Raw genomic sequence first — 24939 nt, 5'->3', positions numbered from 1 at the left:
GAAAGGAGGGCCCTTTTTCTGTTCAATATCCGTTCGGAGGAGTCTGCGCTACCGTGCGGGCGACCTCAGCCAGCCGCGGAGCGGTGTACTCGAAGAATCTTTGGAAAGACGGGCAGTAATAGTTTTGCAGCTTGCCGCCGACCGGCTGCCAGTCCCGCTTGCAGCCGCCGAGACAGATGGGAAACCATTTGCACCCGGCGCAGGCATCCGGCTTTTTCAATCCCTCCTCCTGAAACTTCCGGGCGAGCGCACAAGCGCCGGCGCCGGGCAAAGACGCGTTTTCCAGCGTCCCCAGCCGCCATTCGTCCAGAACGTAAAAATCGCAGGGATACAGGCTGCCGTCGCTCTCCACGACAAAATAGCTTCCGCAGCTGCCAGAGGTGGCGCAGGAACCGGAGGGCAGGCCCATCATCAGATGGACATAGTCGTCGAAGAGCCGGATGCTGACATATTCGCCGCTTTTCCAGTCAAGATACCAGGCGTCAAAAAGACCGCATAAGAATTTTCCGTAAGCGTCCGGAGAGAGGGAATAAGGCGCTTCGCCGCGCTGTCCCTTCAGAGGATCGAGGCACGGGATAAACTGCAGGTACTGCACGCCGAGTTTTTTCAGCGTATGGTAGACTTTTTGCGGGCTGCGCGCGCACTGGCCCGTCACGACACAGAGCAGATTGACCTCCACCCGGTTTTTTTGCAGCAGATGCAGAACGCTTGTAATCCGGTTCCAGGTCCCTTTTCCTTCCCGGTCCTTTCGGTAAAGATCGTTGAGGTCCTTCGTACCGTCCGCGGAGAGGCCGACCAGAAACTGATGTTCCCGGAGAAACGACGCCCACTCTTCATCGAGGACCACGCCGTTGGTCTGGATCGCGCGGCTGACCCGAATGCCCGGCCGCTCGTATCTGCTTTCAATTTCAAGAAAGTTTCTGTAAAAATCGAGACCGGCCAAAGTGGGTTCTCCGCCCTGAAAGGCAAAAGAGATTGTCCCGCCCGGCTCCACGGCCTCGCAGGCGGAACGGATCAGCTTTTCCGCTGTTTCGCTGGTCATGAGCCCCATGCTTTTGACCGAACGGTTTCCGGAGACATCGTCGTAAAAACAGTAGCGGCAGCACAGGTTGCACAGGCTGGAAGCGGGTTTGATCAGAAGGCTGACATTTTTCAAGCCGTGTCCTTCCTTTCTGCTATTTGTTGAGAATGGACTGAATTTCAGAAACGTCTCCCGCGAAAGGAAAGGTGAAGACCAGGTTCTGATTCAGATAACACGCCGCCCCGCCGGGAATTTTGCGGACAGCCTTGATTTCCGGGAATGCAAAGGACATGCAGTAGATGGAGCCTGCCAGAACAACCTGCTTCCGGGCCTGATCCAGATAGACCTTGAAACGGCCGTCCGGGAAGTACGGCAGAAGTTCCTTCGCGTCGCGCCGGATATGCCGGTCGATGAGAGGGGAGAAAATCCGGATATAATGAAAGTTTAGAAGGATCATAACCGCGATGGCCAGAAGAACCAGGACGATCCGTCCACTGGAAATTGCGTAGAAAAGAAAAATACAGGGGATCACAAGCAGGAGGATGCTTATGGGCATCCAAGCCAGCTTCGTCGTGAACATCCGCCGGAACGCGTTTCTCTGGTCTTTCAGATAAGCCGGCTCGCCGTAAGTAAACTCCGCCAGCACGCGCGCGTCGGGAGAAATAGAATCGCGGATGGCCTCACTGCCGCTCAGGCTGCATTGAAACGCCGCCTGATGGATCGTTTCCGGGAATTCCGCGCGCTGCTTTTCATTTCCGAACGCGGAATAAGGGACGATATCGAAAATCGACTGGGTTTGTCCCAAATGTAAAAGGTATGCGTTGACCTTGTTGTCGGCCACTCTGATCTGCGTGATCCCGCACGAGTTTGAAATGGAACCGAAACGCACGGACAGCTTTTCCCCCTCCAGCTTCAGGGTATGAAGCTTCCAGAATTCCTCCGAAATCTTTCCCTTGGCGCGGAGGACCCTGAAATAATTTTTCGCCCGGGGACGAAGACGCAGAAAATTGACCAGGGAAAGCGCTGTCAGGATAACCGAAAGGGCAGCCAGGCCGGCGGCCCTGATTCCGGAGGCGTGCGTGGACAGGATCAGGTAACAAACGACCAGCATCTGACCCGCCGTGCTCAACAGGAACACGAAAAGCTGGACCGGGCTCTTTCGCTTTTGTTTCAGCTGCTGTTCAAGAACGGAGACGTAATCTTCTTCCGAGATTTTATAATTCATTCGTGATCCTCCGGTTGAGATGGATTTTAATTCGCAGTATTTCCCGCATTTTTTATATTATATCATATAATAGCGCACTTTTTATAGTTAGATGACAAATCATCCGGACGTTGAGAAAAGAAATCCTGACCGTCCTTCTTCGGCCTTCTCACACCAGGAAAAGAAGGCCGGGTCAGGGGAATTCATTTATTGGGGATACGTCTGGCCCCCGCGGGGCTCCGCGCCGGGCCGGCCGGACGCGTTAACGCAGAACGGGCCTCCGTTTGCCGGAGGCCCGTTCGATCGATAGAGCGCCGGGGAGAGTTATCCCTGCGGATTGGTTTTGCCGGTGGAGTCCCCGGCCTGCCCGCCGCTGTTTTCAGCCGGGTCCTGCGCCGTCCCGGCGGCTGCGGCATCGATCATTCCCTCGCCCACAATATAGGCGACGACCGAGCCGAGCGCCATAATGACGCCGGTGACCTGAGAAGTGTCCGTGCCGGGACTGAACAGAGCGATCACGCCGACAACCAGTCCGGCGACGGCGACCCAGAATTTACGTGAAGACAGCTTTTCTTTCCAATTCATCCCCAAAAACCCTCTTTCTGCCGGAATCGTCCGGCTTTCATTTATGCAGCTCATCCCTCAGTTCGTCAATGCGAAAATGAGCCTGCTTGGCGGATTGCTCCACAATGACAACCCGCTCGACAATGGTTTCGATTCTGGCGCTGTTGGCCGCCTCCTGCTTGCTGATGCTTTCCAGCTGGGCGTTCACCTGGCGCAGCACCTCCGCCGTTTTCCCATCCTCCCGCGCTTCGGACCTGATCCCGCGCAGCAGCGTAACCAGCAGCGCAAGAAAAGCCACGATAGCGCTGATCAGGGCAATCCAGTTTTGCACCGACAAAGTCATCCCACCTTACGTGACGCGGAAAATAAAGCGCTTCAGGGGCTTTTCCCCCGGAGCGGCCGTGTAGATTCCTGTTTCCGTTCCGGTGAAGCCGACGGCCACCAGGGCAAACAGCTGTTCGTTCCCGCTTTTGGGAAACGGCACGATGGTGACGATTCCGCCGGTCCCGGCCGTAACGGACACCTGCTGCGGACAGACGGTTTTCACCGTATAATACTGGCCGTGAGGGCGGGAAAGGTCCATGGTGGTGTCAATCTGCACCGAAGTCGCCGTTTTTGAAAAATCGTGGAATACGATGTCCAAATCCACGGTTCCGGAAATTCCCGGCACCGTACCGGAATTAGACGTCTGCTGCACGGCGCAGGCAACGTCCGGTCCGGCGCTGTAATCGGCAAGCCAGAGGTCCCACAATCCGAGCGTTTCGGCAGAGTAAATATTCGTACGGTAATCGTTGTTCAAATACAGAACGGGGTTCCAGCCGTCCTTTTTTGCAGCGCCCAGAAATGTTCCGACCATGCTGTTGATCAGCTCGTTGGACGGAGCCGTTCCGTGCATCTTCCTGTAGTAGTTTACGGATGCGTATTCATAATCGTAAGCGAGAAACAGGATGCTGCCGCGGTATGGCTCAATCACCTGCTTGCAGACCGACCATTCCGCCATGGCGTCGGATTCGGAATCGGCGTATCCAAACCAGTACACGGCCGTTTTCAAACCAGCCGCCGCCGCTGCGCTGATATTGCTTTTAAACTGTGAGTCCGTCTGTGAAACACTGTTTCCGTAACCGGCCCGCAGAATCGCGCCCCGAATGCCGGAAGCCGCCGCTTTCGCCCAGTCGATCGTGCCGTTATGGGCGGAGACATCAATCCACCGCTCGTTCATTGGAAACGCCCCGCTTTCCGCAGAGCCTCCCGTTCCTCGGCAATTCCGGCCGCGTGGATGCGGCGGATTTGGTTCGCTTCAGCCAAGCTGTCTCTGTCCGTCCCGGCCCATTGATCCCATGTCATGCCAAGGGCGAGGTTTTTGATCATCTCATGGATTTTCCGACCAGTCACAATGCAAGTCTCCTTTCTTAGCGGACCCTTTTCAAAATATGTTGCGGGACCGGCGCAGGTGCCGCGGGTTTTGCCGAATCGCACGGGATCCCGCCTTTTCAATAAACCCCTCTATTTCCGCTTCGTTTGCCCTTTGGAGACTCACCGGATCAAAAAAATCGGGCCCGGCGCGATAAAAATCGCCCGGACCCCGTTTGGATTCCCTTTTTCAGACCCTGCCGCGTTCCCTGAGGTATGCGTCCGCCTCCTGAAAAAGTGCGGCGTCGTTCGGATAGGTAATTTTTCTTTTTGCTTCACTGAAAGGATACCACCCGGCCTCCAGTATCTCCGCCGCCTGTGTCTTCAGCCGAGGGTCATTGGCTTCCGCTGTAAAGTAGATCACGTTTTTCCAGACCCCCTCCGCCGGGCTGTAAGATGCGATCCGGCGGAATCCGGGGTCGAGAGTGACGTTCAGCCCGGTTTCCTCCCGGATCTCGCGCAGCGCGGTTTGTTTTTCATTTTCCCCGGCTTCCACGTGACCCTTGGGAAAGGACCAGTGCCCGCCGTTGACGTGCCGGATCAGAAGGTATTTCAAAGTTCCGCCGGCCTTAGAATAAACAACCGCTCCGCAGGATTTTTCCTGATTCATGAAACCAACCGCTTTCTGTAAAATAGGGTTATGTGTAACGGATGACGAGGTTGCCGAACGACACGCTGCCGGTCAGGGTGAGCGCCGGCGCTCCGGCGTCGGCCGACGCCGTGTCAAGGTTGCTGTTCACGGCCCCGAATGCCGCGTGGACATGATCGACCACACGCCAGCTTTTCGGCACATAGAGGATCATTTCTCCGAAGCTCACGTCGACGCCGGCCTCCGCGCCCTCCGGACCGAGCTGAACCTGATCGAAGAAAACGCTCAGCTTGCCGAAAGAGGAGGCGAGACGGGCGCTGTGGAGATTGTCGGAGTGCGGGTATTTGCAGGACTCGCTAAAATTCGTTTTGATGAAAATATCGTTGCCGTCGATGGATTCCTCTGTTTTTTGATCGGACTTATCCGCTCCATTGTAATGGCTGTACCGGTGCCAATGATGGCGATAACGGCTGTGGAAGATCATGCTGAACCCGGTCGAGGCAAAAACGGCCGCCAGCACCAGCTGCCAAAACGGAAAAATAACCAGATGGAGCGGGTGCTGATAGATCAGGTAGAGCAGAGCCGCGGAAAGGAACAGACCGAAAAAATTCAGATCCGTCAGGCTGCTGATCAACACGGCCGCAAGCAGTACGGTCGCGGCGATGCTCCAGAATCCGATGCTGGCGAACGCGCCGGTCTGGCTTGCAATCACGAAAACCGCCGCCGCCAAAAAGAAAATGCCCCAAAACCAATTTCTATATCTCATGTGTTCCCCTTTCATTTAACCGCCGCCGCAGTTCCCCGTAATAATACCGGGACGCGTAAACCTGTTTGTAGGTGCCCGCGAACTGGATCAGGCTGGAGGAAGTGAGGTCCCGCGTGATGGAATAGATCCTCAGAACATTCACGATGGCGGACTTTGCCGCCCTGGCGAAGCTGCGGGGAAGAATCTGCTCCAGCTCATACAGCCGGTATTTGACCAGGTAGGCTCCGTCGGCCGTGTGGGCGTAGACGTGATCGCCCTCCGCTTCAAAGAACAAAACATCCTCCAGCGGAAAATAGTATTCCTGATTCTGCCGATAAAAGGTGATTTTCGGTCCCGGCTTGGACTGGTCCAGAATGAACTGGTGTATTTTCCGGATGGTCTGATCCACGCGGCCGCAGCGGATCAGGACCTCGTCTTCCTCCAGGTCATCGGTCACTTCAATTCGAACCTTCATTTGCCCACCTCTTATGGGTACAGTATAGCGGCTTTCCCGGAGCAGGAAAAGGGGATTCGGGTATCCGGTCGTCTCAGGCCGGCAACAGGTATGAAATTGCGGATGAGATGCCGTTTCGGGGCTTTTCACCGGTCGCCGTCCTGTGGAAACAGGCTGCCCCGCAGAAAGAATCTTATGCGGAAATCGTATCCGTCCGGTGCAGAAACGCCGGAAGCGCGCGCGCGTCGGCATATCCCTTGCGGTACATCTGGTCGATACAGCTTTTCTTCTTCGTCAGCGTGCTCATTCCGCAGCAGTCGTCCGGCGCGATGATGAGCGCTTTCCCGCGTTTCGCGTAGTCCTTTGCGAGGGCGACGCCCTCGTTGTATTTGCGGTAGCGCAGCAGCAGGTTTTCGGCGGCTTTGGGGTATCGGCGGCGCAGCAGCCTGGCAAACGGCGCGTCTTTTTTCTGCACCCGCACCGTGTCCCGCGGCTTTGTCAGAATGACGGCGACCCTGTCGCATCCGTCGCCAAAAGCCTTCCGGATCGGCACGGGGTCGGCGATTCCGCCGTCGTAATACGGAATTCCGTCCACGGAATAGGGCCTGCAGACGACGGGGATGCTGGACGACGCCTTCAAAATATGGTAACTGTCCTGCGCCATGTCGTTTTTGTCAAAATAGGTGCTTCCTCCGCTCACCGCGTTCAGCGCGACGACTTTCATCTGACTGTGCGAGTTTTTAATCGCTTCATAGTTCAGCGGATTTTCCCCGTTCAAATTGGAAAGCTCGCCATAAACATAATCCATGTCGATATAGGAGCCTGTGTGGATCAGATTGTGCAGGCTCATGTACTGCCTGCGGAAAGCGTATTCCATATAAAACCGGTAATTCCTGCCTTTTTGCTTTCCAAGAAAAGAGGCAATGTTCGCGCTGCCGGCCGACACGCCGATGCAATAGTCAAACTCGATTCCATGGTCCAGGCAATAGTCGAAAACTCCGGCGCCGTAAATTCCACGCAGTCCTCCGCCGACGTCGATCACTCCCGTCATATTGTAATTCTCCCTCCAAACATTAGATAAAATCCCGTAATTTTATCGCAGTGCAATTCTTAATTCCAATTATAGCACGGACCGCGGGATTTCACCATCTGATTTGCAGAATCGGAATCATTTTTATCCGTGGCGCTGAATCGGCAGGGGGCGGCACCTGTCCCCCGTTGGTGTTGTAATCGGCCGCGGATCGGAATATAATAACTTTAAACCTGCGGCCTGAAGGAAAAGGGGACACTCTGCACGGCCTGGCGCAGAGCGTTTCATTGTCCGGCTGCGAAGAAATTCGGCGGGAGGGATGCTCATGGTGCTTCTGACTTCGAATGGTTTATCATCCCGGTCTTTGCTGGAAGAAGTGGGAAAGCAGCTGCCTTCCCGTGAAAAAAGGGCCGCGATGATCACCACCGCTTCCGTCGGATACAAGGACAGGGACTGGCATGTTCCGAAGCTGACCGCGCAGCTGGAATCCCTGGGTCTGTCCGTGGATTGTTTCGACCTTGACACGCAGGAGTCGGAACTGCTCAAAGCCTATGATTTGATCGAAATCATAGGGGGAAATCCTTTTTATCTGCTCCGGCAGATGAAGTGCGCGGCATGCGGAGACTTCTTCAGAGATTTTGCGGAGGGCAAAATTATCGTCGGAATCAGCGCGGGCAGCATCGTTCTGCAAAAGGACATCCGGCTGGTTGCCGGATTCAGCCCGGAGCTGAATGAGGAAGTCGGCTTGACCGACCTGTCGGGACTGCATCTGACGGATGTCGAAATTCTTCCGCATTATCACAGAATGCTGTCGGAGATTCCGAATCTGGAAGAGCGGACGGCGGAATATGAGAGAAAGCATGCATGTAAAGTAATCAGGCTTGACGACGGACAGGGCATCCTTACCGGGAGGGAAACAAGTCATGTTCTGATCAAATAACGGAACGGAAGTCGGATTTAGAAGAAAAGGCGCGGAGAAAATCCCGCCCGCGCTTCAGAACGCGAAGATTGAAAAAGGAAGAGGAAAATGAAATTTATTCTGAACCAGCTCAAAAAGCTGACTTCGATCGACAGTCCCAGTGGGTTTACCGGTGAAGTGACGCGGTACACGATGGAGGAATTCCGGAAGTTGGGGTTTCAGCCGTATCTGACCAACAAAGGCTGCGTGGTCTGCGATCTGGGCGGCGAGGGGGACCCGCTGATCCTTTCCGCCCATATCGACACGCTCGGCGGCATGGTGGCCGAAATCAAGAAGAACGGCAGGCTGCGCATTACGAACATCGGCGGCCTGAACGCGAACAACTGCGAAACGGAAAACTGCCGCATCCGCACGCGTTCCGGCAAGGTTTTCGAGGGAACGCTCCAGATGAACGACCCTTCCATTCACGTCAACAACAAATTTTCCGAGCAGAGCAGGACCTTTGACGACATGGAGGTCGTGGTGGATGAAGATGTGAAGGAAAAAGAGGACGCCGGGAAGCTGGGCATCCGCGCCGGGGACTTTGTCTGCTTCGACCCGCGCACGGTCGTGACTCAAAGCGGATACATCAAGAGCCGTTTTCTGGACGACAAGCTGTCCGTGGCGATCCTTCTGGGCCTTGCGAAACGGATCTCCGAGAAGAAACTGTCCCTGAAACGGAAGGTTTACGCATTCATCACCGTGTACGAGGAGGTCGGGCACGGAGCCTGCGGCGCGCTGCCCGCGGACGCGAAGGAGATCCTCAGCGTGGACATGGGCTGCGTGGGGGAGGGCCTTTCCTGCACCGAACGCATGGTGAGCATCTGCTCAAAGGACTCCCGCGGACCGTATGACTACGAGGTCACGACGGAGCTGATCCGCTGCGCGGAACAGGCAAAACTTGACTTTGCAGTGGATGTTTATCCGTTTTACGGGTCGGATGCGGATGCGGCGCTGGCCGCGGGCTACGACCTGAAGCACGGCCTGATCGGGGCCGGGGTGTACGCGTCCCACGGGTACGAGCGGTCCCATGTGGACGGCGCCGACAACACCTTGAAGCTGCTGGAGCGGTATGTGGGCCGGGATTGATCGTGAATTTTGAAAGGAAAGGGTGCGCGGATTGAAGGTGCGATATATCGCCGTTCCGGGCGGCGCGTCCGTCTTTTCCTGTTCGGGATCGGGCGCGTCCGTCCGCGTCCCCGACGAGATCGGCGGGCTGCCGGTGCGGGAAATCGGCGCCTACGCGTTTTCCTCTCCGGAAACCGCCGGGGCGCAGCTTCCTCCGGGCGCCGAAATCCGCGAGGCCCTGACGGACGAAGCCGAGGCGCCCGGCGGCGGGGAGCGGTTTCTCGGCGGGGCGTCCCTTCGGGAGATCCGGCTGCCTTCGGGATTGAGGTCGATCGGGGCCTATGCGTTTTACAACTGCACCGGCCTGTCGCTCCTCTCTTTGGGAGAGGGGCCCGCGCAGGTCGGAAACGGGGCGTTCATGAACTGCGCGGCCCTCGGAAGGATCGCGGTCGTAGCCCCTGCGGGCGCGAAAACCTGTCTGCGGGGAATTCTCGCGGAGCTTCAGCGGGAGGTCCGCGTCGTCTTCCGCTCCGAAAAAGAGGAGTCCGTCTGGATTTTTCCGGAGTATTATGAGGAATCCGTCGAAAATTGCCCCGCCCGCATTTTTGAGCATTTCATCCACGGGGCGGGCTTCCGCTACCGGCAGTGCTTCCGGGGGGACGGGCTGGATGCGGAAGGCTACGACGCGCAGTTTCCGCTGGCCCGGAGCGAAACGGCCCCGGAAACACTGCTGCGCATCGCGCTGGAGCGCCTGCGCCGACCGGTCCACCTGACGGAAGCCGCGGCGGAACGCTACCGCTCCTGCCTGAAAAATAACGCGGCTGCCGCCGCGTGCCTGCTGGTCCGGGAAGACGATCCGGACGGGCTCTTGTTTCTTTCGGCAAACGGCGTCTTCACTCCCGAAAGCCTCGCGGCCGCGGCGGAGGAAGCTTCCCGGCTGGAGCGGGCGGAGTGTCTCTGCGTTCTGCTCGATGAACGGCACCGCCGCTTCGCCCCGAAGAAAAAGACCTATGACCTGTAAGACACCGCGGAAGGAGGAGCGCCATGGCGGATGAAATGGAAGAACGGGTGCGGGAGATCGGGGACCGCATTCTGAAGGAATCCCGAACGGACCTGTACCTTTCCATGCGCTTTCTCGACCTCGCGCTCAGCGCGCTCTCCTATGAGATGAGGCCGGGCGCGGAATATCTGGGAACGGACGGAGCCAGCCTTTTTTACGACCCCGATCTTCTTTTCGTCCGATACCGGCAAAACCGGATTTTGATCAACCGCGGATACCTCCACTGCGTCCTGCACTGCGTGTTCCGCCACCTCTGGAAGCGGCCCGGAGAGGACCGGGAACTGTGGGACCTCGCCTGCGACATTGCGATGGAATCCGTGCTGGACGGGATCGCGCAGCGCTCCGTGCGGCAGTCCCCCTCCTGGTTCCGGCGAAATTTTTACGAAACGCTCCGCGAAAAATGCAAGGTGCCGACGGCGGAGAAAGTCTACGAGCTGCTCCGGACGATGGACCTGAATCTCGAGGCGCGCATGGAACTTGAGCGGGAGTTTCGGATCGACGACCACTCTTTCTGGCCGGACCCGCAGAAAAGACCGCCCGCCGGAATGCCGCCGCTCCAACAGAAATGGGACGACATCAGCCGGAAAATGCAGACCGGCATGGAGACCCTCTCGAAAGACCCCGCCGAACACGCACAGGCGATTCTTTCCCAGGTCCGGGTGGAAAACAGGGAGCGGTATGATTACCGGCGCTTTCTTCGGAAATTCGCCGTTCTGCGGGAGGAGGCACGGCTGGACCCGGACTCGTTCGACCCGATCTTTTATTCCTACGGCCTGCGCCTTTACGGCAACCTGCCGCTGATCGAACCGCAGGAAACGCGCGAGACCCGCCGGATCGAGGATTTCGTGATCGCCGTGGACACCTCGATGTCCTGCTCCGGCCGTCTGGTGCGCGGGTTTCTGGAGCAGACCTATTCCATTCTGAAAGATACCGAAAGCTTCTTCCGCCGGGTCAACATCCACATCGTCCAGTGCGACGAAACGGTCCGGTCCGACCGGAAGATCACGAACGGGGAAGAACTGCGGGATTATATGGATCACTTCGAGCTGATCGGCAGCGGCGGCACGGATTTCCGTCCGGTGTTCCGCTATGTGGACGAGTTGCTCCGCGGGAAGGAGTTCCGGCGCCTCAAGGGGCTGATCTATTTTACGGATGGACGGGGCGTTTACCCGGAACACAGACCGCCCTACGACGTCGCCTTCGTCTTTCTGCGGGACGATTTCACCGACGCGGATGTGCCGCCGTGGGCCATGAAGCTGATCCTGGAGCCGGACGATCTGGACCGGAAACCGGAAACGGCGGAAAATCAAGAAGACTGGGAGGACCTGCCTCATTATGAATATTAAACAGGCGAAGGAAGAAATCGAAAATACCGTGAGGGCGTATTTGAAGCGGGACGAAAACGGAAATTACCGCATCCCGCCGGTGCGCCAGCGGCCGATGCTTCTGATGGGCCCGCCCGGCGTCGGCAAGACGCAGATCGTCGAACAGGCGGCGCGGGAGTGCGGGGTGGCGCTGGTGGCCTACACCATCACGCACCACACCCGCCAAAGCGCCGTCGGTCTGCCGTTTATCCGGGAGAAGACCTACGGAGGAAAAGAGTTTTCCGTGACGGAGTACACCATGAGCGAGATCATCGCCTCCGTTTACGACCGGATGGAGCAGACGGGCCTTTGCGAAGGCATTCTGTTCATCGACGAGATCAACTGCGTCTCCGAAACGCTGGCTCCCACCATGCTGCAATTTTTGCAGGGCAAGACGTTCGGCAACCAGAAGGTGCCGGAGGGCTGGATCATCGTCGCGGCCGGCAATCCGCCGGAGTACAACCGCTCGGCGCGCGAATTCGACATCGTCACGCTGGACCGCGTGAGAAAAATCGATGTGCAGCCGGATTTCTCCGTCTGGAAGGAATACGCCTACCGGCAGTCGATCCACGGAGCGATTCTGTCCTATCTGGAGCTGCGCGGCGAGAATTTTTACCGGATCGAAACCACGCCGGACGGGGCCGCGTTCGCGACGGCGCGCGGCTGGGAGGACCTTTCCGAAATGATGACGGTCTGCGAGAGCCTGGAACTTGAAATCGGGCAGGACCTGATTCTCCAGTACATCCAGAATCCAGCCGTCGCGAAGGATTTTGCCAATTATTACGAACTTTATCAGAAGTACCGCGATGATTACCGCGTCGACGAGATCCTGAACGGGCAAATTTCGGAGCGCGCGGTCGCCATGCTGCAGCATGCCCGGTTCGACGAAAGGCTGAGCGTGATCGGCCTGCTGCTGAGCCGCCTCAACAGCGCGTTCCGGGACGCCGAGCTGACCGACCGGTCGGTTGAGGCGGTGTTTGAGCGCCTCGGCGAATGGAAGGAAGAACTGAAGAAAGAGACCGTCGACCCGGAGGCCGTATTGCGGCGGCTGGCGCGGGAGGCGGCGGACTCTCTTGCCCTGCGGCGGGAGAGCGGACGGCTCGACCGCGACGGAGAAACGGCGGAGTCCCGATGCGTCCGGCTGCTGGAGAATTACGCCGACGAACTGCTTCGAATGGAACGGCCCGGGGCCGAAGAGGCGTTCGAAACCGTGAAAAAGCACTTTGGGGAAGAGACCGCGCGAAAGGAAGAAATCACCGAAACAGCGTCGAAAATGCTGAATCACGCCTTTGATTTTATGTCGGTGACGTTTGGAGAAAGCCAGGAGATGGTGATTTTCGTCACGGAGCTGACGGTCGGATTTTACAGCTCCGGATTTATCCTGGAAAACGGTTCGGAACCGTATGACCGTTACAACCGCAGTCTGCTGCTCGGCGGCCGCAGGAGGGAAATCCTGAAGGACATCGACGGCCTTTCCACCTGACCGGAAAACGGAGAAGAGCATTCATTGTAAAACAGGAGGCAGCTATGGACGAAATCGTCATTCGGAAATTAAAAGAGGAGGACCGGGAGGCTTATCTTCAGATGGCGCAGGACTTTTATTCCTCGGATGCCGTCGACCACACTCTTCCGCGTTCCTATTTTGAAAACACATTTCGGGAGCTGATGCGGTCGGAGGAATACGCACAGGCTTTCTTTCTGGAGGTTCGCGGCGATGTGGCGGGCTACGGGCTTCTTGCCAAGACCTTTTCCCAGGAGGCGGGCGGCATGGTCGTCTGGGCCGAGGAGCTTTACATCAAGCCGGACTACCGCGGCCGCGGCCTTTGCCATGCCTATCTCGCCTATTTGAAGAAACACCTGCCGGAAAATGTGAAAAGGCTCCGGCTGGAAGCGGAGGGCGCAAATCAGCGGGCGATTTCTCTTTACCGCCGGCTGGGCTTTCAGGATCTTCCGTACTGTCAGATGATTTTAGATTTCTGAAACCGAAGAAAAGGGGACTCGGATTTGACTTCCGGGTCCCCTTTTGAAACCGACGCCGTTTTGCTCTCGCGGGCTATCCGGCAATTTTTTTCGGAGCGTCCGTCATCGAGTAGAGCGTGGCCTCCGCATCCTCAAGAAAAAGAACTTCAAATTTGCCGTCGCCCACGCGGTACATGCTTTTCAGCTCCGGCATCTTTTCCAGCATGGCGGCCCTGGCGCCGTCGTTGTCGTCGCGGACCAGCCTGCCCGTGACGCGGACCCAGGTTCCGTCCGGCTTGCAGCCGCAGATTTCCACCTTGGGGTTCTTCCTCATCTGGTGGTACACGTTCTTGGTGTTGTTCGTGCTGAAATAGATTCTGCCCCCGTATTCCATCACGGCGCCGAACGGACGCACCCGCGGCTGGTCGCCTTCCACCGTCGCAACGTAAAAGACCTTTGTTTCCTCCAGGGCTTTCACAATCTGATTCATTTTCTTAACCTCCCATGACGCTTGACTTTTTATGATTTTGCCGTTAAGGTTATTATAGGATGGTAATTGCGGGATGTGAAGTAGGCACATTTTTGTAAGGTAGAGAACGATCGGATACCAAGTATGACAAAGATACCGGAAGGACGAGAGTTTTTATGGATCAGAAGAAAGAACTGCCTGACTGCCCCGTTGAAGTGACTCTTACAATGATCGCGAACCGTTGGAAGGTCTTGATTCTGCGCGACCTGATGGAAGGGACCCGCCGGTTCGGGGAGCTGAAAAAGTCGATTGCCGGCATCTCGCAGAAGGTGCTGACCTCCAATCTGCGGGACATGGAGCACTCGGGGCTTCTGACGCGGAAGGTGTATCCGGAGGTCCCGCCCCGCGTGGAATACACTTTGACGCGCACGGGATACAGCCTGGGGCCTGTCCTTGACGCGATGCGTGACTGGGGGATTGATTACGGCAGGGAAATGGGCGCTCATGAAAGAAACCTTTGAGCAGGTTTCCCGAATAGCCCAAGGGGAATTGGATGATATTGACAGCTAATTTCGGCGCGAGTATAATGAAGAACAGAAAAAAGAGAACTACAGGAATGAGATGAGCAGTCATGAAGAAAAGATGGGTTTCTCTTCTGCTGGTGCTGGTTTTCGCGGTTTCCGCCGCTCTGCCGGCTTCCGCGGCGGAGAATGTGATGCTTCCGGCCATCAGCAGTTCAAGCGTGAACCTTGCGAAGGGGGACAGCGTTCAACTGACCGTGACCTTTCAGGGTGCGGACGTGACTTACGGGATGCTCTGGAATACAAACTGTCCGGCGGTTGCTACGGTTTCCCACGGGACGGTAACGGCGGCCGGGCCGGGTGTCGCCTCTGTGACCGCGACGACGGGGGACGGCCGCAGCGTGAGCTGCACGGTCCGGGTCGGAGTAAAAGGCATCGATGTCTCCGGCGTTTCCCAGAAACAGGGGACGATTGACTGGAGCACCGTGAAAAACAGCGGCGTGAGCTTTGCCCTGCTGCGCGCCGGATACGGCGACGAGCTGTCGCAGGCGGATTCCACCTTTGCCGCGAACTACGACGGGGCGAAGGCCGCCGGACTCAAAGTCGGCGTTTACTACCGCAGCTACGCCCTCGACGAAGCGGACGCGGTGAAGGAAGCGAACGTATGTCTGAGCATCCTGAACGGGAAAGCGTTGGATTATCCGGTTTTCCTCGATATTGAGGAGGATTCGCAGTATGCGCTTGCAAGCGAACAGGTTTCCGCCATTGCGGCGGCGTTCTGCAAGACCATTGCGGATGCCGGGTACCGGGCCGGCGTGTACAGCTATGCTGACATGCTCACGAATAAGCTGAACGGCTCCGTTCTGGCGCCGTACGACAAATGGGTCGCCCACATCGACGTGAGCCAGCCGAGGTACGGCGGCAGCTACACGATGTGGCAGTACTCCCACACGGGAACGGTAGCGGGCGTATCCGCTCAGGTGGACCTGGACTATTCCTATCGGGACTACCCGAACGCGGCTCCTGAGGTTTCCGACCTCTCTCTGCTTTCGGACAGCCCGTCCGCGATGGCCCTGCGGAAGGGGAAGAGCTACACCTTTAAGTTCACGCCGAACGGCGTTTCGGGAGTTCCCTCTTTTTCAAGCGGCAACTCCGCGGTTATGCAGGTCGTTTCCCGGAAGGCTTCGGGCGGATGTTACTATGTGAAAATCACTGCGACTGGCAGCGGCAGCACTTCGCTTTACTCCGCTGCGTCCGGAGCAAAGGCTGTCCGCCGCTGCGTCGTTGCAGTAGCCTGACTGCGGGAAGAACGAAGGAAACGCCGTGCCGAGCACCGTTTGAAAGCGGGCCGGCGCGGCGTTTCCTGTCGGCCGTTCCGTCGACAGATACCGGCCGCTATGCTATAATGGTTCGAGATTAATCTGGAGGGATCTTATGGATGAGAAGCTTTTTGAAGTAATTCTATGGCACAGCAGGGCGTATCCCCGTATGGAACCCGTGGATTATGTCAAGCTCCTGTATCAGAATGAATTCGGATGCTCTCACCTGGGGCCGGACCCCGGACACAATTTGGAGAAGCTGAAGGAAGAGTATGATTCCCTGCCGGTCCCGGAAGAATCGGCGGGCCAAGGGCCGCGCATGGAATCGATCGGGAACGGCCTGTGCAGGATTTTTCTCGAACCGGGTCCCGCGACGGAGAAGTTTCTTCCTCTTTTGAACCTTATGAGCGCCGCTACGGCGAACACCCATCTTGGAAACAGGACAAGGCTGCTGCGAAAGCTGGAGCTTCTCGGCGATATGGCGGCGAAAGGGCTGCTGTGCGTCGGACGGGAGGAGATGGATTCCTTCCTGAGGCAGTATGCCGCCTCAGGGTACGGCCCCGTCCGGCACAGCGGCGCATACAGGGAAAATTACGGTCCGCATTACCGGGTCGTCAAAGCGGCTTATTCCTTCTACCTTCCCGTTTTCCGCGCGGTGATGGAGCGGATGCACTCCCATCCCGGCCAGAGGCCGGAAATTTTCGCCCTGGACGGCAGGTGCGGCAGCGGAAAGTCTTTTCTGGCCGGTCTTCTGTCGGAGGTGTTCGGCTGCAGCGTGTTCCATATGGACGATTTTTATCTTCCGCCCGAGCGGCGCGAAAAGGAATGGATGTCCCAGCCGGGAGGAAACATCGACCGGGAGCGCTTTCTGAAAGAAGTTCTTGTTCCTCTGCACAGCGGGGAGAAAATCAGCTACCGCCCCTATTCCTGCCGGCGCGGAACCATGCTGCCGCCGGTGGATGTTCAGCCGGGCGGGCTCGCCGTCGTGGAGGGCAGCTATTCTCTTCACACCGATTTTCGCGCCTGTTACGATTACCGCGTCTTTCTGACCTGCCTGCCCAATGTGCAGCAGCAGAGGATCTTCCTCCGGAGCGGCGGAAACAGGCTGCATGATTTTCTGGAGTGGTGGATCCCGGCGGAAGAGCGGTATTTTGAGGCGATGAAAGTCAAGGAGAGCTGTGATCTGACTTTGGATACCTCGAATTTTGAAACTTTGGAATAACAGCCCGCAGAATGCGGAACAACGGGATCGGGGGCGTTCTTTATTCGTACCAGCGGTATTTTGCTGCCTTTGAGCAGCCTGCCCTCCCCCCACGGGATAGGGAGCCTTGGGGAAGAGGCGTTTCGATTTATTGACTTTTTAAAAAGTGCCGGCCAGCGCTGCTGGCAGATTCTTCCGATCGGTCCCACCGGCTGCGGGGACAGCCCCTATCAGAGCTTTTCCGCTTTCGCGGGCAACCCGTACCTGATTGATCTGGAGCTGCTGGGGGAGCGGGGCCTTTTGAGCGGCGGGGAAATTTCATCCGTTCGGTTTGGAGACGATCCCCGGTTCGTGGATTACGGGGCGCTGTCTCAGGAACGCATCCCGCTTCTTTTCCGCGCGGCGCGGCGGCTGAGCCAGGACGACGGGCCGTTCCGGGCGTTCTGTGAAGACAATGCCGACTGGCTTGACGATTACGCGCTTTTCATGGCGCTGAAAGAGGAAAACGGCATGGCTCCCCTGAGCGGCTGGCCGGCGCCGCTTCGCCTGAGGGACCGGGGCGCCGTCGAGGCCGCCCGGTCGCGTCTGCCGGACCGCGTCCGTCTGTGGAAGGCGGTTCAGTATTTGTTTTTCAGCCAGTGGCGGGCGCTGACCGGCTACGCGCACCAAAACGGCATTGAAATCATAGGAGATATCCCGATTTATGTTTCACCGGATTCCTCGGATCTCTGGGCCCGTCCGGAGCTGTTCCAGGTGGACGGCGAACTGAGGCCGACGGAGGCCGCCGGGTGCCCGCCGGACGCGTTTTCCCCGGCCGGGCAGCTGTGGGGCAACCCGCTTTACGACTGGGAACGGATGGAACGGGACGGATATGCCTGGTGGATCCGCAGGATCAAATTCATGGCGGGCGTCTGCGACGCCTTGCGGATCGACCACTTCCGCGGTTTTGAGAGCTATTACGCCGTCCCCGCCGCGGACCGGGACGCGGCGGGCGGCCGATGGAGGAAGGGGCCGGGAATCCGGTTTATCGATGCCTTGAAAAAAGAGATCCCCGGCGTCCGGATCCTTGCGGAGGACCTTGGATTTCTGACCGACGATGTCCGCCTCATGCTGAGAGAAAGCGGTTTTCCCGGGATGAAGGTCCTTCAGTTTGCGTTCGATTCGCGGGGAGAGAGCGATTACCTGCCCTACCGCTATGGGCGCGGCTGCGTCGTTTACACCGGCACGCACGACAATACCACCACGGAGGACTGGCAGCACAGCGCGCCGCCCGAAGACGTGGAGTACGCGCGGCGGTATCTGAACATATCGGGGGAGGGCGGCTTTACCTACGGCATGATCCGCGCGGCGCTCGGCAGCGTTGCGGACACCTGCGTCATCCCGATGCAGGATTATCTGTGCCTTGGTGCCTTTGCCCGCATGAACAGGCCGGGCACGGTCGGCGGGAACTGGCGCTGGCGGGTCAAAAAAGAAGAGCTGACGCCGCAGCTGGCCGAAAAGATCCGCTCGCTGGCCGCGCTGTACGGACGTGTGACATGCTGAGAGCGGGAAGAGCTGCCCTTCCGGGTGGGGAGGGGCAGTTTTTCATGCTTTGTCCGGAGCACAGCGGTTCCGGCCCGGCGCGACCGGACGGTTCCGGCTCGGCAGGAAAAAAGGGGGGGCTGAGATGATCCTCACTGTCACATTGAATCCGTGTATTGACCATACCGTGAAAGTGGAAGGATTCGCGCCGGGAGGTACGAACCGCATTTTGGCCTCCCGGAGCGACGCGGGAGGAAAGGGGGTCAACGTCAGCGCCGCGCTGAAAAATCTCGGGGAGGATACGCGGTGCCTGGGACTCAATTTCAGACAGAACGGCGCGTTCCTGACGGATGTCCTGAGAAGCAGGGGGATCGATTGCGACTTCGCGGAAGTGAACGGAGCCCTGCGAACGAACATCAAAATTTTCGACGCCGCGACCGGCGTCATGAGCGAGCTGAATGAAAGAGGCCCCGAAGTGGGGCCGGAGGCGCTGGAGGAGTTCGAGATCATTCTGGAGCGCTGCCTTCCGGGCGCGTCGCTCCTGATATTGGACGGCAGCGTGCCGCCCGGCGTTCCCGCAGCGTATTACCGAACCCTGACCGAACGCGCGGCCTGGCATGGGGTCAGAACCGTGCTCGACGCCCGGGGGGAACTCCTGCTGGAGGGGATCCGGGCGCGCCCGTGCCTGATCAAGCCGAACCGGGAGGAACTGGAGGAGGCGGCGGGAGAACGCATTGTCTCGCGCCGGGACGCGGTGCGCGCCGCGCGGCGGCTGATCGGTCTTGGAGCGGGTATGGTCTGTGCTTCGCTGGGAAGGGACGGCGCTCTGCTGGTCACCGCGGGCGAGGCGTACTTTTCCGCGGGCGCAGACATTCCGGTCCGGGGTGTGCAGGGCGCGGGCGACGCGCTGGTCGCCGGCATGAGCTATGCGATGGTAAGGGGCCTTCCGCTGCCGGAGATCCTGCGGTATGGAGTTGCGGCAGCGCACGGCTCGCTGATCCTGGAGGGAACGCAGATGTGCGGCCGCGGGGATTTTATGAAGATGCTGCCGCGGATTTCCGCGGAGAGAATGGATTAAGGCCCGCGCTCGACGGAATCGGGAAGTCGGTGGAATAATCGCTTTGTCACCCCAATACAAATGATAGCAAAGAATCATTGTGTATTTGGGGTGATTGCATGAGGACGCTTCGGGAGGGCCTGTCGGGAAGCGACGTGATGGAGGTCCAGTCGGTGCTGAAGCGGGCCGGCTTTCTTGACGGCCCGGTGGACGGGGTTTTCGGTCCGGGAACGCGCGAATCGGTGACGCGCTTTCAGCAGAGGTTCGGCCTTGCGTCGGACGGAGTCATCGGGCCCGCGACCTGGCGTGTTCTGGAGCGGTTCCTTCTGGGCTACGATCTGTACACGATCCAGCCCGGCGACACGTTTTACGGGATCGCGCAGAAATACGGCACTTCCGTGCAGGCGCTGACCACGGCCAATCCGGAATCGAGTCCGGAAAACCTGACGCCCGGACGCCGGATCGTGGTGCCGTATTCCTTTGACGTTGTGCCGACCGACACCGCGTTTACGTATGAGGTGCTGATGCGCAGCATACAGGGCCTGAAAGCGCGGTATCCGTTCCTGGAGGTCACGAATTCGGGGAACAGCGCGCTGGGGAAAACGCTTTATACCCTCCGGCTGGGCAGGGGGCCGAATCAGGTGTTTTACAACGCGGCGCATCACGCGCTGGAGTGGATCACCACGCCCGTGCTGATGAAATTTGCCGAGGATGTCCTGAGGGCCTACGCTTACGGCGGAAGCCCCGCGGGCTACGACGTGAACGCCCTGTGGCAGCAAAGCAGTATTTACCTGATGCCGATGGTCAATCCGGACGGCGTGAACCTGGTCATCGACGGGCTGCAGAGGGGAAATCCCTATGCGGCGGATCTGGTGCGGTGGAACGGCGGCAGCGCGGATTTCTCCACGGACTGGGAAGCCAACATCCGCGGGGTGGACCTGAACCACAATTACGACGCCGCCTGGGAATTGGGCAGGGAGGCGGCCGAGGCGCTCGGCATCACCGGCCCCGGCCCGACCCGCTACCCGGGGCCCTATCCCCTTTCGGAGCCGGAGTCGCGCGCGGTCGTCCGTTTCACGCAGGCGCACAATTTCCGGCTGGTGATCGCCTATCACTCTCAGGGACGCGTCATTTACTGGAATTTCATGAATATGGCGCCGCAGGAGGCGAGAGTCATCGGGGAGCAGATGGCCCGGATCAGCGGCTACGCGCTGGAGGAGGCGTCCGGGGTCACTTCCTACTCCGGGTACAAGGACTGGTTCACCCAGGAATACCGCAGGCCGGGTTACACCGTAGAGGTGGGCCAGGGGACCAATCCGATCCCGATCTCTCAGTTCGACGCGATCTATGAGGAAAATCTTCCGATGCTCCTTTATACTTCCACGGTCTGATTTCACCGCGTACCGCCGGCTTTACGCGAAAGAAGGCTTCTCCTGCGCCATGCGGGAGAAGCCTTCTTCGGTTCCGGAGGAGAGGGTTTGGATCCCCTGCTTTTAAAGGCCGGGGGATCGGTCCGCTATCCTCTGGCAACTTTCGCCGGATACCACTTGGCAAACCATGCGGTGAACAGGCCCAGGAGCGCCGGGGCCGCGATGGTGGCCGCGGTGAGCAGCCCGGCCATTCCCCTTTGCATGGCATAGGGGGAAAATGCCGCGGTCAGCAGGTATAGAACGCCCCACAGAGCGGTCAGTATCCGATTGGTGCGGAGAAACAGCGGATTCTGGAAAGCCCGGCTGCCCCCGTAATCCCGGCAGGAGTAGTGTGCGCTCAGAGGGATGCGGAGTACGCAGGAGATCAGCCACAGAGAGGAAAAACAAAGATAGGAAACACAAAGGAGCGGCGCCGTCCCGACCGGCGCAATCAAAAGGCCCGAAGAGAGTAAACCGACCAGCAGGCAGCCCGCTCTCTCATAGGGCGTCAGCCGATACCGCGCGCTCAAAGCCGGAAGCGCGGCGGCGGCGAGAATCCCCGCCGCCGCGCCCGCAGTCCGGCTGTAGGGAAGCAGGGCCCACAGAGCGATCCAGGGAAAAAGAAACAGCATCATGTTGGTTTTCAGCTCCCGCTTCGCCGGGGATGCGTCTTCCCCCCGGGCGGCGCCGAACAGTTCGTCCAGTTTCAGCATCAGGCTGAAATCCCCCAGCACCCGGTACTTTCCCTCGCTCAGGGCCGCTGGGCCGCTCAGCCTGCCGGCGGCAATGTCCATCCAGACGGAAAGCGGAGTGATGATTTTCGTGGTGAACGGTTTCCCGCTTCCCGGCGTAAGGACACAGGAACCGCCGTGAATCGTCATCTGGAAGGTTTTCTGTACGTCTGTCAGCTCAAACTCAAGAACCGCCGCCAGCCCTGCGGCCGCTTTGGGATGAAAGAGTGCGCACATCTGGCGCAGGAACGCCTCGGCCTGGTCCGGCCCTTCCTTTTTTTCTTTTCCCCCTGCGGGGGAATCGACCGCCCAGCTTGCGTTGGCCATTTGCAAAAAAATTTCCTGCGGGTAAAGAAGCCCGGAGAGCTCCTCCCTGGTTTCGCCGGGGATCCGCCCCGCGCGGGCGTACTCCATCCCGGCCCGCCTGACCAGATCCAGATATTCCCCGGTGCGGGCCCGCAGCTCCGGATGCCGGAACAGCTCTCCCTCCGGGCAGAAAACAGATTCATAATTTCCCGCTCCAAAGATCAGATCGAACTGTTTTGAAAGAGCCTCATAGTTTTGCCTGACGCTGGAAAAGCCGCAGGTGGAAATCAGCACATGCCTCTGACCGGAGAGGTCGTAACGCGCGGGATGCCTGTTTCCGCCCGCGCCGCCGGGGCGGATCTCCGGCAGATTCAGCGGGAGGAGCCGGTCGGTCAGCGCTTTCATTTGGGAGGGCATGCCGAAGTAATAAAGCGGAAAGCTCCAGAGAACCAGGTCCGCGGAACGGTATTTTTTCAGGATTTCCTCCATATCGTCCCGGATGACGCAGATTCCGGGCGTTTTTGTCCAGCAGGAAAAGCAGCCCCTGCACGGTTCAATCTTTCTTTTGGACACGGGAATGATCTCGGCGAGGATTTCCGCCTGCCGCTCCATGCCGGAAAGAAAGGCGCGGGCCAGCTGAAGCGTGCTGCTGTTTTCCCCTCTGGGGCTTCCGTTCAAAACCAGTATGTTCATTGGCCGGCCTCCAATTCCGCGATGGCTTTTTTAGCCCAGGAGATCTGCATCCGGTAGTAATCCAGCCCGTAGAGAGCGGTCATCCGCCAGCAAAGCGCCTTTTCCGGCCGGTCCCCCGGGAGTCTGTGCGCTTCAATGACAGCCGGGATTTGTTCCATCGCCTTCAGCTCCGCCTCGCAGCGGGCGAGGTAGGCGCGGAGCATCCGCGCCGTCTCTTCCGGCCGGAGTTCCCCGGAAAAAAAGACTTTCATCAAAAAGCCGCTGCGTTTGATGAACAGGTCGTCGCTTAGTCCGCTTCTCAGCCAGGAGTCCAGTCCTTTTCTGCCCTCCCCCGTGATCCGGTATACTTTTTTGTTCGGGCGGCCGTCCTGGACAACCAGCTCCGACGAGATCAGCCCGAGGCGTTCCAGGGAAGCAAGCTCCCGGTAGATCTGGCTTTGCTGGGCTTTCCAGAAAAAGGACAGAGAATCTTCGAAGACCTTGTTCAGATCATATCCCGTCATGCTCCCGTAATTCAGGATTCCAAGCAATCCGTGTTTCAGCGACATGCCTGTCACTCCATTCATCATATAGTATACTTGTATCATATGCAATATGTGTACTATTGTCAAGACCTTGCGCGGCGGGACCGAGGCTGGGCGTATGTTTACAGATTTGATACTGTTTTTTTATAGTGTTTATGTTATAATAACCTCACGGCATAAACGGAAGCAAAGCTTCCGATGCCTGAGAGAACATTGAACCATGATTGCGGGCCGGCTGCGTTTTCCACGGCTTTGCGGTTCATGTTATAATAACCTCACGGCATAAACGGAAGCAAAGCTTCCGATGCCTGAGAGAACATTAAACCATAATTGCGGGCGGGTCGCGTTTTCCGCAGCTTCGCGGTTCATGTTATAATAAACAGGATCAAAGCCGGAGGGGGGATGCTTCATGAAGCGGAAAACAGCCGTAATCGCGGTTCTGCTTCTGATGGTTGTTTCCCTGTCCGGCTGTTCCTTCGTCGGCCTGGACGCCCAGTCGCTGATGCACGCGCCGAAGCCGACCGGGGAGAACGAGGCGGATATCCAGAGCCTGCTGGAGAGCACGGCCGGCGGGAAAATGACGCTGAAATATCCCTCCGCCGGCGAGTACCGCTCCGCGATCATCAAACACGATCTGTACGGGGACCAAAACGACGAGGCAATCGCATTTTATCAGAAAGACGACGAAACGTCCGGGATCAATGTGATGTTCATGCGCCAAAACGGCGGGAAATGGGAAAGCATGGGCTCTTTCAGCAACCCGGCTTCCAATGTGGACCGGGTCTGCTTCGGGGATCTGGACGGCGACGGCAAGGATGAGGTGATTGTCGGCTGGGGAAGCAGCCTGAACAACACGGGGGACATTTGTTCCTACTATCAGCAGAACGGCCAGATGAAGGAACTGCAGATGAACCAGAGCTACACCGAGATGGCCGTGATGGATTTTGACGGGGACGGCCGGGACGAGATCTTTACCGCAAGCGTCACGGTCGGGGACCAGCCGGCTTCGGCGCAGCTGCTGCGGGTCAAGGGCGGCGCGATCGAGCAGATGGGTTCCGCTCCGCTGGATATCGGCGTGACAAAATACGCTTCCGTCCTGACGGGCCTGATCAATGAAAAGCAGGTCGGGATTGTTCTGGACGGGGTAAAGACGGCGGACACCATGGTGACGGAGCTTCTTTATTGGGATAAAAAGACGAAAACGCTGCGTTCGCCGTTTTATGACCCGAGGACAAAAAGCGCCAAAAGCACCGAGCGGAATACCTCCGTTGTCAGCAGGGACATCAACGGCGACCGGATCATCGAGATTCCGATGGTGACGCTGATGCCGGGCTACAGCGGAAAGACGGCGGACGATTCCGCCTATCTGACCAGCTGGTTCCGCTACGACACGGACACCGAAACGCTGTTCCGCGTGATGAGCATGTTCATCAACTATTCGGACGGCTACTGGTTTCTGGTTCCCGATATGTGGCGGGGGAAAGTCACGACGAAGCTCGACCCGAGCTCCCGCATGGTGACGGTCTATGAGTGGCTGACAACGCAGAAAAACAAGGCGGGATTTACCGGCGCGCCGCTGCTCACCATCCAGACTTTTCCAGGCAGGGAATGGGATCAGGGGGAAGGGGTCAAGAGCTATTTCAAGTTGTCGGAAAAGGACAATTCCGTGTTTGCCGCCAGCCTGCCCACTCCGGATAACCCCCTTTCCATGACGAAGAGCGAGATTCAGGAGGCTTTTCAGGTGATATCACAAGATTAACAG

General features: G+C 58.2%; 26 protein-coding genes. 13 read left to right on the top strand and 13 right to left on the bottom strand.

The window, feature by feature from the left end; translation table 11 throughout:
* Nucleotides 1-22 precede the first annotated feature (22 nt).
* The 10 genes from VA597_RS16465 to VA597_RS16420 all read right to left on the bottom strand — a co-directional run bounded on the left by VA597_RS16465 (nt 23) and on the right by VA597_RS16420 (nt 7038).
* Entirely contained in the window at nt 23-1156 is a 1134-nt protein-coding gene (locus VA597_RS16465) for an anaerobic sulfatase maturase (RefSeq protein WP_128743962.1), read from the bottom strand.
* Nucleotides 1157-1175: 19 nt separating this feature from the next.
* Nucleotides 1176-2246, bottom strand: a complete 1071-nt coding sequence (locus tag VA597_RS16460; protein WP_326974878.1) for a hypothetical protein — start codon at nt 2244-2246, stop codon at nt 1176-1178.
* A 303-nt stretch (nt 2247-2549) separates the two neighbouring features.
* On the bottom strand, nt 2550-2810 hold the full coding sequence (locus VA597_RS16455) for a hypothetical protein (RefSeq protein WP_243112548.1): 261 nt from the start codon (nt 2808-2810) through the stop codon (nt 2550-2552).
* 37 nt (nt 2811-2847) lie between these two features.
* On the bottom strand, nt 2848-3126 hold the full coding sequence (locus VA597_RS16450; protein WP_128743910.1) for a hypothetical protein: 279 nt from the start codon (nt 3124-3126) through the stop codon (nt 2848-2850).
* A gap of 12 nt (nt 3127-3138) precedes the next feature.
* Nucleotides 3139-4008, bottom strand: coding sequence for a GH25 family lysozyme (locus VA597_RS16445; protein WP_128743909.1), 870 nt, complete (start codon nt 4006-4008; stop codon nt 3139-3141).
* A complete protein-coding gene (locus VA597_RS16440; protein WP_164919106.1) occupies nt 4005-4181 on the bottom strand; it encodes a hypothetical protein in 177 nt (58 codons plus the stop codon). The genes VA597_RS16445 and VA597_RS16440 overlap by 4 nt, the downstream gene beginning before the upstream one ends.
* Nucleotides 4182-4389: 208 nt before the next feature.
* Nucleotides 4390-4809, bottom strand: a complete 420-nt coding sequence (locus tag VA597_RS16435) for a bis(5'-nucleosyl)-tetraphosphatase (RefSeq protein WP_128743908.1) — start codon at nt 4807-4809, stop codon at nt 4390-4392.
* 28 nt (nt 4810-4837) lie between these two features.
* Complete coding sequence (locus VA597_RS16430; protein WP_128743907.1) at nt 4838-5554, bottom strand: LiaF transmembrane domain-containing protein; 717 nt, start codon at nt 5552-5554, stop codon at nt 4838-4840.
* Complete coding sequence (locus VA597_RS16425) at nt 5544-6008, bottom strand: LytTR family DNA-binding domain-containing protein (RefSeq protein WP_128743906.1); 465 nt, start codon at nt 6006-6008, stop codon at nt 5544-5546. The genes VA597_RS16430 and VA597_RS16425 overlap by 11 nt, the downstream gene beginning before the upstream one ends.
* Nucleotides 6009-6180: 172 nt before the next feature.
* Nucleotides 6181-7038 (bottom strand): patatin-like phospholipase family protein, encoded by an 858-nt coding sequence (locus VA597_RS16420; RefSeq protein WP_128743905.1) that lies wholly within the window; start codon nt 7036-7038, stop codon nt 6181-6183.
* Nucleotides 7039-7342: 304 nt separating this feature from the next.
* Between VA597_RS16420 and VA597_RS16415 the strand changes: the two genes are divergently transcribed.
* From VA597_RS16415 to VA597_RS16390, 6 genes are all read left to right on the top strand, one after another.
* On the top strand, nt 7343-7957 hold the full coding sequence (locus VA597_RS16415) for a Type 1 glutamine amidotransferase-like domain-containing protein (RefSeq protein WP_164919105.1): 615 nt from the start codon (nt 7343-7345) through the stop codon (nt 7955-7957).
* Nucleotides 7958-8044: 87 nt separating this feature from the next.
* Nucleotides 8045-9064, top strand: coding sequence for a M42 family metallopeptidase (locus VA597_RS16410; RefSeq protein WP_128743903.1), 1020 nt, complete (start codon nt 8045-8047; stop codon nt 9062-9064).
* A gap of 37 nt (nt 9065-9101) precedes the next feature.
* The gene (locus VA597_RS16405) at nt 9102-10064 is read left to right on the top strand and encodes a leucine-rich repeat protein (RefSeq protein WP_243112835.1); all 963 of its coding nucleotides are present in this window, start codon (nt 9102-9104) and stop codon (nt 10062-10064) included.
* A 23-nt stretch (nt 10065-10087) separates the two neighbouring features.
* Nucleotides 10088-11449, top strand: coding sequence for a vWA domain-containing protein (locus tag VA597_RS16400; RefSeq protein WP_128743901.1), 1362 nt, complete (start codon nt 10088-10090; stop codon nt 11447-11449).
* Nucleotides 11439-12950 (top strand): AAA family ATPase, encoded by a 1512-nt coding sequence (locus VA597_RS16395; RefSeq protein ID WP_128743900.1) that lies wholly within the window; start codon nt 11439-11441, stop codon nt 12948-12950. Before VA597_RS16400 ends, VA597_RS16395 begins: the two co-directional genes overlap by 11 nt.
* 44 nt (nt 12951-12994) lie before the next feature.
* Entirely contained in the window at nt 12995-13447 is a 453-nt protein-coding gene (locus VA597_RS16390; protein WP_128743899.1) for a GNAT family N-acetyltransferase, read from the top strand.
* A 73-nt stretch (nt 13448-13520) separates the two neighbouring features.
* Here the strand turns inward: VA597_RS16390 and VA597_RS16385 are convergent, their stop codons facing one another.
* Nucleotides 13521-13916, bottom strand: a complete 396-nt coding sequence (locus tag VA597_RS16385) for a pyridoxamine 5'-phosphate oxidase family protein (protein WP_326974877.1) — start codon at nt 13914-13916, stop codon at nt 13521-13523.
* A 155-nt stretch (nt 13917-14071) separates the two neighbouring features.
* Here VA597_RS16385 and VA597_RS16380 point away from each other — a divergent pair, with 155 nt between their 5' ends.
* From VA597_RS16380 to VA597_RS16355, 6 genes are all read left to right on the top strand, one after another.
* A complete protein-coding gene (locus tag VA597_RS16380; RefSeq protein WP_128743897.1) occupies nt 14072-14416 on the top strand; it encodes a winged helix-turn-helix transcriptional regulator in 345 nt (114 codons plus the stop codon).
* A 110-nt stretch (nt 14417-14526) separates the two neighbouring features.
* On the top strand, nt 14527-15714 hold the full coding sequence (locus VA597_RS16375; RefSeq protein WP_128743896.1) for a GH25 family lysozyme: 1188 nt from the start codon (nt 14527-14529) through the stop codon (nt 15712-15714).
* A gap of 136 nt (nt 15715-15850) precedes the next feature.
* Nucleotides 15851-16957, top strand: coding sequence for a uridine kinase family protein (locus VA597_RS16370; RefSeq protein ID WP_128743895.1), 1107 nt, complete (start codon nt 15851-15853; stop codon nt 16955-16957).
* 42 nt (nt 16958-16999) lie between these two features.
* Nucleotides 17000-18478: a 4-alpha-glucanotransferase gene (malQ, locus tag VA597_RS16365; RefSeq protein WP_128743894.1), complete on the top strand. Its 1479-nt coding sequence runs from the start codon at nt 17000-17002 to the stop codon at nt 18476-18478.
* Between the two features lie 49 nt (nt 18479-18527).
* Nucleotides 18528-19535 (top strand): 1-phosphofructokinase, encoded by a 1008-nt coding sequence (gene pfkB, locus VA597_RS16360; protein ID WP_326974876.1) that lies wholly within the window; start codon nt 18528-18530, stop codon nt 19533-19535.
* Nucleotides 19536-19633: 98 nt separating this feature from the next.
* Nucleotides 19634-20905, top strand: coding sequence for a M14 family metallopeptidase (locus VA597_RS16355; protein WP_326974875.1), 1272 nt, complete (start codon nt 19634-19636; stop codon nt 20903-20905).
* Nucleotides 20906-21030: 125 nt separating this feature from the next.
* Here the strand turns inward: VA597_RS16355 and VA597_RS16350 are convergent, their stop codons facing one another.
* Complete coding sequence (locus VA597_RS16350) at nt 21031-22653, bottom strand: NAD(P)H-dependent oxidoreductase (RefSeq protein WP_128743891.1); 1623 nt, start codon at nt 22651-22653, stop codon at nt 21031-21033.
* Complete coding sequence (locus VA597_RS16345) at nt 22650-23201, bottom strand: PadR family transcriptional regulator (RefSeq protein ID WP_326974874.1); 552 nt, start codon at nt 23199-23201, stop codon at nt 22650-22652. The genes VA597_RS16350 and VA597_RS16345 overlap by 4 nt, the downstream gene beginning before the upstream one ends.
* Before the next feature lie 385 nt (nt 23202-23586).
* Here VA597_RS16345 and VA597_RS16340 point away from each other — a divergent pair, with 385 nt between their 5' ends.
* The gene (locus VA597_RS16340; protein WP_128743889.1) at nt 23587-24936 is read left to right on the top strand and encodes an FG-GAP repeat domain-containing protein; all 1350 of its coding nucleotides are present in this window, start codon (nt 23587-23589) and stop codon (nt 24934-24936) included.
* Nucleotides 24937-24939: the final 3 nt, after the last annotated feature.

This window comes from Caproicibacter sp. BJN0012 (assembly GCF_035986805.1).
Taxonomy (GTDB): Bacteria; Bacillota; Clostridia; order Oscillospirales; family Acutalibacteraceae; genus Caproicibacter.
Note: the sequence above shows the minus strand (reverse complement) of the source record. Positions and strands in the feature narration are given on the sequence as shown.